The sequence below is a fragment of the Paraburkholderia elongata genome (assembly GCF_013177735.1).
Lineage (GTDB): Bacteria > Pseudomonadota > Gammaproteobacteria > Burkholderiales > Burkholderiaceae > Paraburkholderia > Paraburkholderia elongata.
The window spans coordinates 69,606-82,822 of record NZ_WOEZ01000094.1; the positions used below are offsets into that span (position 1 = coordinate 69,606).

A 13,217-nucleotide genomic window follows, 5' to 3' on the forward strand; every position below is an offset into this window, starting at 1 on the left:
CGCAATTGACGCACGGTTTGACGCATGAACACGAACATGGCCATAAGCGTCGGCCCATCCGAACAATCCCAAAGGAGACACATATGACGATCAAACGCTTGTGCGGACGCGCTGGAGTGGTTGCGGCTGTCACCACGACTGCGCTGCTGGGCGCGGGCGCCGCGATGGCGCAGCAGGTGGTGCATATCGGCTACTCCGGTCCGTTGAGCGGCGGCGCGGCGAAGTACGGCCAGGAGGTGCTCGACGGTATGCAGATGGCGGCCGCCGACGTCAATCAGGCCGGCATCGAAGTGGCCGGCAAGAAGATCAAGCTCGAGATCGTGCCGCTCGACGACAAATACAACCCCGCCGAAACCGCGATCAACGCACGGCGTCTCGCGCAGGAACAGCAGGCCGCCGTGGTGCTTGTACCGCATTCGGGCGGCGGCTTCGCGGTGCAGACCAGCAACGAGCAACAGAAATTGCTGCTGCTCTCATACACCAGCGTGCCGCAGATCAGCGAGCGCGGCAACAAGCTCACGGTGCGCATTCCGCCCGCGTTCACGTCGTATCTGAACTCGTTCATCAAGTACGAAATGGCGACGTACGGCAAGAAGGTTGCGCTCGCCGCCACCGATACCGACTACGGCAAGGTCTGGGTCGCCGCATTCAAACCCGCGTGGGAAGCGGCCGGCGGCACGATCGTCGCGGACAACTCGATGTCGTATAACCGCGCCACCGATTTCTACAGCGGCGTGAGCCGCGTGCTGGCTGCCAAACCCGACGTGATGTTTATCGGTGGGCCGTCCGAGCCGACCGGCCTGATTGCGCAGCAGGCACGCGAGTTGGGCTTCAAAGGTGGCTTTATCGTGATGGACCAGGCCAAGCTCGACGAAGTGGCCAAGGTCACCGGCGGCTATGCACCGCTGAACGGTGCGATCGGGGTATTGCCGTTGGCCAACGATGAGACGCCGAACGCTAAAGCGTTTGTGGAGCGCTTCCGCAAGAGCCACGGCGGCCGTGATCCGAGCCAGGAGGTATCGCTGAACTACACCGCGGTCTACGCAACGGCACTCGCGATGAAGCTGGCCGGCAGCGTCAGCGACGCCACCGCGATCCGCAATCAGTTCGATAAGGCCGTGAAGGCGCTGCCGCCGCAGGCCAATCCGCAAAGCGTGACCGGCGTTGACGACCACGGTGGCTTCGTGATCGGCAATCCGCTGGCGGCGGTGGTTCAGGGTGGACAGTTGAAGTCAGCGGGATTGAGTTCGCTGGCAGTGGCGAAGTGATGACGTGATATACGGGGATGCTAATACTCATACCGCAGCCCCAACCCACCGTTCACGCCTTTCCCGTTCCCGCCCAGTTGCGCCCCGACCTTCAACCACGTGCGCCAGCGCGCATCGAACCGGCCGTTCAGACCAACGTTGACCTCCGCGAGGTTCTTCGCCCCGTCCGCCGACACAGTGCGCCCGTTCATCGCCAGCTCCGACTGCCCGTATTCATAGCGCCAGACGGCTTCGATGAACGGTTGCAGTCTCGTCGTCGCTGACGTGTCGATCGTGCCATTGACACGCATGCCGAGCCGCATCGTCAACCCGTTCGGGCTGACGAAATCGACTGTCGTTCCGGTCGCGGATTCGAACACGGTATGGTCGAAGTAGCCGTTCCAGATGACCTGCGCCAGCGGCGTTACCACGACGCCGTAACGGCCGACGGGTCCGAATGCATAGCCGCTTTCAAGTGACGTGGCGGCGATCTGCGAATGATAGGACTGTGTAGGCAGTCCTTCGCCGCTCACGCTGCTGTTCTGCCAGCCATACATCAACCAGCTATCGACGTACGTCCTCAGGCGCTGGACGTCGTCCTGAAACCAGGTGCCGTAGATCCCCGCCGCGTAACTGTCCACGCTGCCGGACGCGCGGTTCGGATTGTCGGCGGCCGTCGCGCTGGTATCGACGTGCCCATACGCGGCCATCACGCCCATATGTAATCGGTCGCCGTTCCCCGTCAGCGGCCATGCACCGACGTCGGTGCCCATGTGCAGCAGCCATCGCGTGTTGTGCATGTCGCCCCGGCCGTCCGCGAAGCTCGCGTGCCCGCCCGCGCCCTCGACTCTCGCCCACGCGCTCGAACCGAAGGCGGACTGGGACTGGGTCGACTGATAGTCGCCGGTCGTATCGCCGAGACGATCGTGCAGCTCGTGATTGAACAAGGTCGCCGAAGCATAGACATTCGCCAGATAGACGCCGATCTCCGGCCGGTAGCGAGGCACTGGCGTCGGAGTCGGTGGGGTCGGTGTTGGCGTCGGTGTTGGCGTCGGTGTTGGCGTCGGTGTTGGTGTCGGTGTCGGCGTTGGTGTCGGCGTTGGTGTTGGTGTCGGCGTTGGTGTTGGTGTCGGCGTTGGTGTTGGTGTCGGCGTTGGTGTTGGTGTTGGCGTCGGTTGCACCGAGGAGCTTAAATACCACTGCCCGCTGGCGGCATCCTGGCTGATTTCATACTCATAGAGACCGGCAACCACACGACCTGCGAGCGCAAAGGCGGTCGAGGTCGACGTTGCGCCGTTCGTCAGCGCCACCACGCGGATGCCGGTCTGCGTGAGCGCGCCCAGGCCTCCGGCATTCGTAATGCGGATGGCCGTGTTGCCGGTGACGGCGGCTCCGCCGTTCGCGCCGTCGATAACGAGCCGGTCCGTCGGCGACCCGTCTGCCCCGAGCTGCGTGTTCAGGCGCAACGTGCCCTGCCCACCGTAGTTACCGAGGACGTGGAGCTGATTCCCCGGCACGGCGCCGCGCAGATCGATGGTGCCATCATTCTGGATCTGGCCGATGAGCGTGAGCGCACCGAGGCCTTGCCCCTGCAACTGCGGTGCCGCATCCGCTGCCGTGAGCATACCGCGATTGAGCACGTTTGCATTCACGATCCCATATCCTCCCAGCGTTCCGTCGACCGTCACGCCGCCGACGCTCGAGAGTGTCGCGGCACGGTGCGCGGCGTCGCCGACGAGAAGCGTGGCGCCCGGGTCCACCTCTGTGCCGCCCGGGTTCGTGAGGATGCCTGTCAATCGAAGTACGCCCTGCTGGACCGACAGCGCGTCCGCTGCCGCTCCGGTGAGGTTGACTGGCCCCGACAGCGTCCAGTCGACGCCCTGCATCGTGAGCGAGTCGAATCCTTTGATGGCGACGCCCGTGCTGCCGGTATCCGTCAACAGGACGGCGTTGCCCGCACCGTTGCTGACGAGGTCGCCTCCGAGCACCGACCCGGGGCCATTCACCACGAGCGATATCTCGGGAAACTCGGCATGCGTGCCGAGAATCATCGTGTTGTCGTCGCCGTCGAACTGCACGGCCGTGGCCGCCCCTGTTATCGTGCCGAGGTTGTACACGCGGTTGCCGTCGCCGGTCAGGTCGATGGCGGGACCGCGGCTCGCTCCCGCCTGAAGGGTGCCGGCGTTGATCATCACGTTGTCGTCGGCCTTCGACTGCATGACCGCACCGCTTATGTTGCGGATCGTGCCGTAGTTGAGCAGTTGGCTTTGCGCTGCGCCCTCGAAGTCCATGGTCGGCGCTTTGCTGCCACCGCCCTGGATCACACCCGACGCCTCATTGATGACCGAATAGAGTCCGCTGCCGAAGAACCACAATGCATAGTTGCTGGCTGAAATGAGTCCGGCATTCGTCACGGTCACGTTATACGCGCCGTTCGAGACAACGCCATACTTACCGCTGATCGTGCCCGTCGACGAGTTGTCGACCAGTGCGCCGCGCCCCGTGTAGACGCCTGAACTCACTGTGCCGACGATCTGTCCGTCGTTGTAGACCGCCATGGACGCATGGTCGGTATGCACGCCGTCGGGACCTGAAATGGTGCCTCCGGCGTAGTTATAGACGGTTCCGCCGTTGGTGAACTGTACGCCCGAAGGTCCGTTCTGCTGGATCGCTAGCGACTCGATCACGCCGTAGTTGTCCACCCGGTCGGCCCTTGCGCTGGCGCCGCCGAGCTTGAGTGCCGCTGTGGCAGTCGTAGGCGACCCGCCCTGCAAGGTGCCGAGGTTGGTGAACTGCCAGTTCTGAGCGTTGCCGCCGGTTACGGCGGCGCCAGTGTTGACGATCGACCCGCCCTGTGGCAGCAGGAAGACGGACTCACCGGGATAGCGGGTGTCGAGCGCGACGGTCTGACCGTTCGAACTGGGTAGCGTCACATCCGCATGCGCCGGCACGCAAACAGGCAGCGCCAGGAGGCAAAAGCGATACCACGCAGGCACTGCAACGCCGGGGAGACGAACGGAGTCCGATCGACCTGAGCTGACAATCTCGTAAGCACGCGTAGGACACCCCATTATGGTTTTTTGTCGCGATAAGATTGAAGAGGCGATAAGTTTCGTCATGAAAGGGCGTCTTCCCGTCATCAGCGAATACGCCACGTACCATCGCACACACAGCAGAATCACGTCCACTGGATAGCGCGGTCGTCTCAGTACCTTCACGATCCCCCGCGGGAGATGCATTGTGCGGCGTCTTGCTCGTCATGGCAACCGGCTGCGGCGAAGTGACGACGTGATATAGGCGTAAAAAAAGCGCCGTGGTTTTCCACGGCGCTTCATGCATTCCAGATCGGATTACCCCTTCAACGCTTCGATAATCTGCACACGCACTTCAGGCCGCTCGGCAAACGGATCGGTCGGATTACGCGGCGTAACGATATCTTCAGCGCGCGTTTTCACGGCACCTAGCGCATGCGGATGCGAGAAGATATAGAACTGCTCTTCGCGGATCGCATCGAACACCATCCCCGCGACCTCTTGCGCACTCACCTTCCCCGAACTCACCGCCTTCTCGCTCATCGCGCGCGATACACGTTGCGACAAGGTCGGCGGCGTATCGTTGGCCAGTTCGGACGGCCGGTTGCGATGCGCCTTTGCAATCCCCGTCGGCACGAAGTACGGACACAGCACCGAGCACGCCACCTGCTGCGTGACCAGCGGAAGATCCTGATACAGCGACTCGGTCAGCGACACCACCGCATGTTTCGACACGTTGTACGGACCCATCATGGGCGGATTGAGCATGCCCGCCATCGACGCCGTATTGACGATGTGCCCGCGATAGTTCGGATCGCGTTTGGCGGCGTCGAGCATAAGCGGCGTGAAAACCCGCACGCCGTGGATCACGCCCCACAGGTTGACGCCGAGCAGCCATTGCCAGTCGCGCTCAGTGTTCTCCCACACGAGCCCGCCGCTGCCGCCCACGCCCGCGTTGTTGAACACCAGATGCACGCTGCCGTAGGCGTCGAGCGTGGCGCGCGCCAGTGCGTCGATTTCCTCGGCCTTCGCGACGTCGACACGGCGCGCGATAGCCTGCGCGCCGGCTGCGCTTACCTCGGCGAACGTTTCGTCGAGTGCGTCCTGCTGCACGTCGGCGAGTACGAGGCGCATGCCCAGCTTCGTGCCGAGCCGCGCGAGCTCACGGCCGAATCCGGAGCCGGCGCCGGTGATCACCGCGACCTTGCCTTCAAAATTGTCCATGCCTTCTCCCATTTGCCCCATTGCGAGTTGGTGTATTCAGTCAGGTGTCGTGGCGCATTGCTACACCGCGAGGTTCACCGAGTTAACGCGCGGCGGGATAGTACTGCTCGCGCAATTCCCGTTTCAGCACCTTGCCAATCGGACTGCGCGGCAAGGTATCGATGAAAGTCAGCGCGGAAAGCCGCTGCATTTTTCCCAGCCGCGCGTTGACCCACGCAAGCAGCGTGTCGGCGTCGATCGGTGCATTTGCCCGGCGCACCACGAACGCAACCGGTGTCTCGCCCCACTGCTCCGACTGCGCGCCCACCACGGCCACATCCGCTACGTCGGGATGCGAGCGCAGTTCAGCCTCGAGGTCGCTCGGATAAACGTTGAAGCCACCCGAAATGATCATGTCCTTCTTGCGATCGAGCAACGTCAAAAAACCGTCTGCATCGAAGCGCCCCATATCGCCCGTGCGGATGAAGCGCTTGCCGCTCGGGTCGTACCACTCCGCCTCGGCAGTCTTGTCCGGCTGACGGTAGTAGCCGGTCATCATCGCGGGCGAATGGCCGACGATTTCGCCAACCTCTCCTGCCGCCACCTCGTTGCCGAGCTCGTCGATCAGACGAATATCGTGGCCTTCCATCGGTTTGCCGACCGTATGCAGCTTGGAGGGAAATTCGTCGGCCTCCAACTGGCACGAGCCGCCGCCTTCGGTCATGCCGTAGTACTCAGTGAGCTTGCCCGGCCAGCGGCGCACCACGTCCGCCTTCACGCTCGCCGCGAACGGCGCGCTGGTGCAGAACTTGGCCTTGAAACTGGAGAGGTCGTAACTGTCGAAGTCCGGATGCGCCATCAGGCGCTGATACTGAACCGGCACCAGCATCGTGTGCGTGACGCGGTACTGTTGCGCCAGCTCGAGATAGCGCGTGGCGTCGAATTTCGGCATCAGCACAACTGTGCCGCCGAATGTCAGCGTCGGCATGAAACTCACGAGCGTCGTGTTCGAATACAACGGCGTGGAGATCAGCGTCGCGGCCTCAGGGCCATAGCCGCGCTGAATGCTGCGCACCGCGTAGGCCCAGCGCATGCCGTGCGACTGCACGATGCCTTTCGGCGTGCCCGTGGTGCCTGACGAATAGATGATGTTGAACGGCCACGCCGGATCGATCGTCACGACTTCAGGCGTTGCGCCCTTGGGCGCGAGCCACGCCTCAAGCGCGGTGCTGCCTGCGTGCGCATCGAGCGCGACGGAGATCGCGTTGATCTCGTCGGCCACCGGTTCGAGCAGACGCTTGACGTCGGCGTCGAGAAACAGCAGCCGCGCGCCCGAGTTGCCAATCATGCTGACAAGACTCGCCGCGCTCGACGACGGCGCGAGCGGCGCCACTGCCGCCCCTGCCCGCAAGCCGCCGAGAAACGCCACGGCGTATTCCACCGAGGCGGCCGCGCACAACGCAATCGCGTCGCACGGCTTGACGCCGTCGCGCTGCAATGCGGCGGCAAAGCGATCGACTCGTGCGTCCAGCGCGGCGTAAGTCACGATCTCGCCGTTGCAGATCAACGCCGCGTGCTCAACGCGTTCTTTCGCGAAGCGGCGGAGCATGTCGGTGATGCAGACGAACGGTTCGTCCAGTAACGCTTCGAGCCATGTCATGACGAGGCGCCTCCTGTGCTGCCGTTGCTGCTGTTGCTGGCACCGCTGCCATTGCCCTCATTGGCTGCGGCCGTGCGCGCCGCATCATCTTCCTGCAACTTGCGCCACAGAATCTTGCCGCTGCCCGACTTAGGCAGCGACGTCACGAACTCGACAATGCGCGGCGCCTTATAAGCCGCCATCTGCTCATGAGACCAGTCGATGATCTCCTGCTCGCTGATCGTGCCGGCATGCGCCGCAGCGGGCACCACCAGCGCCTTGACGGTTTCGCCGCGCTTCGCGTCCTTCACGCCGATCACGCACACCTCGTGAATCGCGGGATGCCGGTACATAAGCGCCTCGACTTCAGCGGGCCACACCTTGTAGCCCGACGCGTTGATCATGCGCTTGAGGCGGTCGGTCATAAAGAAATAGCCGTCTTCGTCGATATGACCGAGGTCGCCGGTACGCAGAAAACGCTTGCCGTCGAGTTCGATAAACGCTTCTTCAGTCGCCTTGGGATTGCGCCAGTAACCTTGCATCACCTGCGGCGCGTTCACGATGATCTCACCGGTTTCGCCTTGCGGGAGTTCCTGCAGCGTGACCGGATCGATCACGCGCGAGTCCACGTCGAACACCGGGATGCCGAGACACTGCGGCTTGGGCCGATGCGGCGGATTGATGTGCGTGCCGGCAATCGTCTCGGACATGCCGTAGCCTTCGACGTAATCGAGCCCTGTCAACGACTTGAGCTTTCTGGCGATGGCGTCCGGCATCGCCGCGCCGCCGCCGCGTGCGCCTGTCAGGCTCGACAGATCGTATTCGCCGAGCTTCGGGTTCGACAGAAAATCGACCATCATCGCCGTGATCGACTGCCACGCGGTCACGCGATATTTCTGCATGCATAGCGCCGCCGCTTCCCGATCCCAGCGCGGCAACACGACAATCGTTGCACCGGAGAAGATCGCGCTGTTCATGCCGCCTTGCATGCCGGTCACGTGAAAGAACGGCAACATCGATAGATACACACCGTCCGACGGCGCCGAGAACCAGACGCAGCCACCAAGCAGTGTGCTCATCACGCTGCGGTGCGTGTGCATGCAGCCCTTCGGCTTGCCGGTGGTGCCGGACGTGTACGGCATCACGCATAGATCGTCTGGACCGGTGGTGAGCGGACCCGGCGCGATACGCCGTTCGAGTACCTCGCGCCAGGGTACGACGCCAGGAATATTGAAGGTCTTGCGCGGCGCCGCCACGAATTCCGGCACGGGAATCTGCGATGGCTGCTTCACGTAATCGCTATACGTCGCGACGATTGCGTGTTCGATGCCCTGACCGGGGGCGTTTCCGATCAGCGGTTCGACGTTCGCGAACAGGCATTGCGGCGCGATGATCGTGGTCGCCCCGCTGTCCTCTACGTAATGCGCCAGTTCACCGCTCATGTTCATCGGATTGACCGGCACCACGACGGCGTTCGCACGCAGGATCCCGTAGTAAGCGATGATCCATTGCGGGCTGTTCTGCATATAAAGCAGCACGCGGTCGCCCGCCTTGATGTGGCATTCCTGCTGAAGAAATCCCGCCATGCGCTCGGTTTCGTCCTTGAACTCGGCGAACGTGACCGGTGTGTCGTAGAAGACAATGAACGGCTTATGCGGAAAGCGCGCCGCCGACACCTCGGCGTTATAGAAAATGTTGGTTTCGGGCAGCGTCAGATGCTTTGGCACTTGCGGCGGCCAATTCGGGTGATGGCGTTCGTTCATAGGCGTCTCCTGCCTTGCTGTCGTTGTGCGTTTCACACTGATGGTGCGTGCTGCGCGTACATCCGCCGCGTGACGGACGCGGTTGGTTAATCCTGGCTCGTGCTGGCTAACGAGCCCGGCGAGTCCGGGGAGTCAGAGGTGCCAGGGGCTTCATGAACGCCCAAGGTGGCGCCCAAGTTCCATCTTCGCGATGGCATTACGGTGCACTTCGTCGGGTCCATCCGCAAAACGCAACGTGCGCGAACTCGCATACGCTCGCGCGAGGCCGAAGTCGTTGCTGACCGCGCCGCCACCATGCACCTGCATGGCCCAGTCGATCACCTGGCACGCCATGCTGGGCGCGGCCACCTTGATCATGGCGATCTCCTGACGCGCGTCCTTGTTGCCGACCGTATCCATCTTGTGCGCCGCGTTCAGCACCAGAAAACGCGTCTGGTCGATCATGATGCGTGCATTCGCGATCCGTTCACGCGTGACGCCCTGATCGGCAATCGGCCGGCCAAACGCTACACGTTCCAGCGAGCGGCGGCACATAGCTTCAAGTGCGCGTTCAGCACGCCCGATCAGGCGCATGCAGTGATGGATGCGGCCCGGTCCGAGCCGCCCTTGCGCGATCTCGAAGCCGCGCCCCTCGCCGAGCAGCATGTTGCTGGCCGGCACGCGTACGTTTTCAAAGGAGATTTCGGCGTGGCCGTGCGGAGCGTCGTCATAACCGAATACCGGCAGATGACGCAGCACCTTCACGCCCGGCGTATCCATCGGTACCAGAATCATCGACTGCTGCTGATGCCGGTTCGTGTGATCCGGATTGGACTTGCCCATGAAGATCAGCACCTTGCAGCGCGGATCGTTCGCCCCCGAGGTCCACCATTTTCGGCCGTTCAGAATGTATTCGTCGCCGTCGCGTTCAATGCGCGCTTCGATATTGGTCGCGTCCGACGAGGCCACTTCCGGCTCCGTCATCGCAAAGGCCGAGCGGATCGTGCCGTCGAGCAGCGGCAGCAGCCATTGCTGTTGCTGCTCGGGCGTGGCGTAACGCACCAACGTTTCCATGTTGCCGGTGTCCGGCGCCGAGCAGTTGAACGGCTCCGCACCAATATGCGAGCGCCCCATGATTTCGCACAGCGGCGCGTATTCCAGGTTGGTGAGCCCCGCACCGTATTTCGACTCGGGCAGGAACAGGTTCCACAAACCCGCGGCCTTCGCCTTCTCTTTCAATTCCTCGATCACCGGCGCGGGCTGCCACCGGTTGCCGGATTCACGCGCGGCGTCCATCTGCGCTTCGAAAACCGCCTCGGCCGGATACACGTACTCGTCCATGAAAGCGTTCAGGCGTTGCTGCAAACTCTTGACCTTGTCCGAGTGCTGAAAATCCATGCGGCGTCTCCTGTCGGTCGGAGTTAGCGCTTTAGCTGTCGACCAGAGTTAGCGCTTTAGCGCGCTACTCTGGTCCCATGCAGAGCACTTACTCCAGTCCCATGCAAAGCTGGTTAGACAATGATCGAGCCGCCGTCCACCGCGAAATACTGGCCTGTGATGTGACGCGACGCTTCACTCGCGAGGAACACGACCGGTCCTTTGAGATCCTCGTCGCCGCCGAGACGCTGCAATGGCGTGCGCGAGACGATGGTGTCTTCGAGCTTGTCGAGCAACCCCGCCGACATCTTCGAGGGGAAAAAGCCCGGGCAGATCGCGTTGACGTTGATGTTGTACTTGCCCCATTCCGCCGCGAGCGCCCGCGTGAAATTGATCGCCGCGGCCTTGGACGTGTTGTACGCAATCGTGTTCATGCCGGGCGGCGAACCCTTCAGACCCGCCACCGACGCGATGTTGATGATCTTGCCGGCTCGGCGCGGGATCATGCTGCGCTTGCCGACTTCGCGAGCAACGAAAAAAGGTGCGTTGACGTTCAGGTTCATCACCTTGTGCCACGCTTCGTCGGGATAGTCCTCGGCGGGTGCACCCCAAGTCGCGCCCGCGTTGTTCACGAGAATGTCGATGCGGCTATGCACGCCGAGCACTTCATCCACGAGACCGGGAATACCCTCGAAGCGCTGCAGATCGTTGACCACCGTCTGCACCTCGATACCCCGGCTCTGCAGATGCGTTTTCGCCTCGGCGAGTTCGTCGGCTTTGCGCGCGGTGATCGCCACGCGGCAGCCCATTTCTCCCAGCGCCTCGGCCATTTGCAGGCCTAGCCCGCGCGAGCCTCCGGTGATCAGTGCAACCTTGCCGTCCAGTTGAAACAGGTCTTTCACAGACATTACGACGCTCCTCCAGTTTGTTCTGCAATGCAGACTTTCATTCCAGATTTGTCGACCATCATACGTGCCGAAATTCGCCGTGTAAATAAAAGCACGCTCATTCACTTTTGTTTTAAACTGACACGCATCGTCGATGGGCGGCTCATCGGTACTTACCCGAATGCCGCACTTCTTAATCGAGCCGCGGCCGTGCGATTTCGCGTGTTTCTGCGCGTGTTGCGTAGTTGTTCTGCATAGCGGCTCACTTTAGACGGGTCTTCTCCATGCAAGATGCGCTGATCATCAACTCGCGTGATCTGGAATTCCAGCTGTTCGAAGTGCTCGAGGCCGAGACGCTCACGCAGCGCGCGCGCCATGCCGACCACAGCCGCGAGACCTTCAACGCGGCACTCGAAACCGCTCACGCAGTTGCCGCCGAAAAGTTCGCGACGCACAACCGCCTCTCGGACGAACACGAGCCGCAATTCGACGGTCAACGCGTGACGATGCCCGCCGAGGTGAAGGAAGCGCTCGACGCGTTCCGCTCCGCCGGTTTCCTCGCTGCAGGCAAAGACTACGAATGGGGCGGCATGCAGTTGCCCTCGGTGATTTCCTTTGCGTGCCTGTCGCTCTTCAAGAGCGCCAACATCGCCACCTCGTCTTACGCGATGCTGACCACGGCGAATGCGAACGTGATCGAACGTTTCGGCAGCGCCGCGCAAAAGCGCAAGTATCTGCAGGTGTTATTCGAAGGCCGCGCGTTCGGCACAATGGCGCTGACCGAGCCGCAAGCGGGCTCGAGCCTCTCGGATCTCGTCACCAGTGCGACGCCCAACGAAGACGGCACCTATTCGATCCGCGGCAACAAGATTTTTATTTCGGGCGGCGATCACGAACTGAGCGAGAACATCGTCCACCTGGTGCTGGCACGCATTCCCGGCGGGCCGCCGGGCGTCAAAGGCATCTCGCTCTTCACCGTGCCGAAGTTCCACGTGAACGACGACGGCAGCCTCGGCGCGCGCAACGACGTCGCGCTCGCGGGGCTGATTCACAAGATGGGCTGGCGCGGCACCACGTCGACGATGCTGTCGTTCGGCGAACGCGGCGAATGCATCGGCGAACTGGTGGGCGAACCGCATCAGGGTCTCGCTTATATGTTCCACATGATGAACGAGGCGCGCATCGGCGTCGGCCTCGGCGCGGTAATGCTCGGCTACCGCGGCTACCTGGCCTCGCTCGATTACGCACGCGAACGGCCGCAAGGGCGTCGCCCGGATAACAAGAACCCGCTCGATCCGCAATTGCCGCTGATCGAACACGCCGACGTGCGCCGCATGCTGCTCGCACAAAAGGCCTACGTGGAAGGCGCCTACGCGCTGTGCCTGTACGCGGCGCGCCTCGTCGACGAACAGAACACCGGCGAGAGCGACACCGCACGCGCCGAAGCGGGCCTGCTGCTCGATATGCTGACGCCAGTGGTGAAGTCGTGGCCGTCGCAGTGGTGCCTCGAAGCGAATAGTCTGGCGATCCAGATTCACGGCGGTTACGGCTATACGCGTGAATATCCGGTCGAGCAGTTCTACCGCGACAACCGCCTGAACATGATTCACGAAGGCACGCACGGTATCCAGGCGCTCGATCTGCTCGGCCGCAAAGTCGTGATGAAACAGGGTGCCGCGCTCAAGCTGTTGGGGCGTGAAATACAGCGTAGCGTTGAATCAGCGCGAGTTCATCCGGGCCTGCAAGCGCATGCTGATTCGCTCAGCAAGGCATGGAGCGAACTGACCGGTACGGTCGAAGCCTTATTGCCGACGCTCGCCAGCGAAAGCGAACGCGCGCTTGCCAACGCGAATGCTTTTCTCGAAGCATTCGGCCATATCGTGCTTGCATGGACGTGGTTGCGGCAGGCGATCGTTGCGAGCACTGCGCTGCCTGGGGCAAAGAGCGAAGCCGACGGTGACTTTTATCGCGGCAAGCTGCATGCGTGCCAGTGGTTCTTCCGTTGGGAATTGCCGCGCGTCTCGCTGATGCTGGCCACGTTGCGCGGCCTCGACGATACGACGCTCAGCATGGCGCCTCAGTGGTTCTAA

At 62.4% G+C, this 13,217-nt stretch carries 8 protein-coding genes; 2 read left to right on the plus strand and 6 right to left on the minus strand.

Annotated elements, in window-relative coordinates; genetic code table 11:
• Positions 1-83: 83 nt before the first annotated feature.
• The gene (locus GNZ13_RS18705) at positions 84-1,268 is read left to right on the plus strand and encodes an ABC transporter substrate-binding protein (RefSeq protein WP_172167011.1); all 1,185 of its coding nucleotides are present in this window, start codon (positions 84-86) and stop codon (positions 1,266-1,268) included.
• Between the two features lie 20 nt (positions 1,269-1,288).
• On the opposite strand, the gene GNZ13_RS53845 is transcribed toward GNZ13_RS18705, so the two are convergent.
• The 6 genes from GNZ13_RS53845 to GNZ13_RS18740 all read right to left on the minus strand — a co-directional run bounded on the left by GNZ13_RS53845 (position 1,289) and on the right by GNZ13_RS18740 (position 11,148).
• Positions 1,289-4,180, minus strand: a complete 2,892-nt coding sequence (locus tag GNZ13_RS53845) for an autotransporter family protein (protein ID WP_216674916.1) — start codon at positions 4,178-4,180, stop codon at positions 1,289-1,291.
• A gap of 417 nt (positions 4,181-4,597) precedes the next feature.
• Complete coding sequence (locus GNZ13_RS18720; RefSeq protein ID WP_172167013.1) at positions 4,598-5,503, minus strand: SDR family oxidoreductase; 906 nt, start codon at positions 5,501-5,503, stop codon at positions 4,598-4,600.
• A gap of 82 nt (positions 5,504-5,585) precedes the next feature.
• Entirely contained in the window at positions 5,586-7,142 is a 1,557-nt protein-coding gene (locus tag GNZ13_RS18725) for a class I adenylate-forming enzyme family protein (protein ID WP_172167015.1), read from the minus strand.
• Positions 7,139-8,884 carry a long-chain fatty acid--CoA ligase gene (locus GNZ13_RS18730; protein ID WP_172167016.1) on the minus strand — a complete coding sequence of 582 codons (1,746 nt, stop codon included), beginning with the start codon at positions 8,882-8,884 and terminating at the stop codon, positions 7,139-7,141. The genes GNZ13_RS18725 and GNZ13_RS18730 overlap by 4 nt, the downstream gene beginning before the upstream one ends.
• A gap of 150 nt (positions 8,885-9,034) precedes the next feature.
• Positions 9,035-10,261: an acyl-CoA dehydrogenase family protein gene (locus tag GNZ13_RS18735; RefSeq protein WP_172167018.1), complete on the minus strand. Its 1,227-nt coding sequence runs from the start codon at positions 10,259-10,261 to the stop codon at positions 9,035-9,037.
• A gap of 113 nt (positions 10,262-10,374) precedes the next feature.
• Positions 10,375-11,148 carry an SDR family oxidoreductase gene (locus GNZ13_RS18740; RefSeq protein ID WP_172167020.1) on the minus strand — a complete coding sequence of 258 codons (774 nt, stop codon included), beginning with the start codon at positions 11,146-11,148 and terminating at the stop codon, positions 10,375-10,377.
• Positions 11,149-11,411: 263 nt separating this feature from the next.
• Between GNZ13_RS18740 and GNZ13_RS18745 the strand changes: the two genes are divergently transcribed.
• Complete coding sequence (locus GNZ13_RS18745) at positions 11,412-13,217, plus strand: acyl-CoA dehydrogenase (protein ID WP_172167021.1); 1,806 nt, start codon at positions 11,412-11,414, stop codon at positions 13,215-13,217.

Bases quoted from the DNA above. Each gene is read 5' to 3' on its own strand.
- GNZ13_RS18705 (WP_172167011.1), top strand. From the start codon at position 84: ATGACGATCAAACGCTTGTGCGGACGCGCTGGAGTGGTTGCGGCTGTC.
- GNZ13_RS18720 (WP_172167013.1), bottom strand. From the start codon at position 5,503: ATGGACAATTTTGAAGGCAAGGTCGCGGTGATCACCGGCGCCGGCTCC.
- GNZ13_RS18725 (WP_172167015.1), bottom strand. From the start codon at position 7,142: ATGACATGGCTCGAAGCGTTACTGGACGAACCGTTCGTCTGCATCACC.
- GNZ13_RS18730 (WP_172167016.1), bottom strand. From the start codon at position 8,884: ATGAACGAACGCCATCACCCGAATTGGCCGCCGCAAGTGCCAAAGCAT.
- GNZ13_RS18735 (WP_172167018.1), bottom strand. From the start codon at position 10,261: ATGGATTTTCAGCACTCGGACAAGGTCAAGAGTTTGCAGCAACGCCTG.
- GNZ13_RS18740 (WP_172167020.1), bottom strand. From the start codon at position 11,148: ATGTCTGTGAAAGACCTGTTTCAACTGGACGGCAAGGTTGCACTGATC.
- GNZ13_RS18745 (WP_172167021.1), top strand. From the start codon at position 11,412: ATGCAAGATGCGCTGATCATCAACTCGCGTGATCTGGAATTCCAGCTG.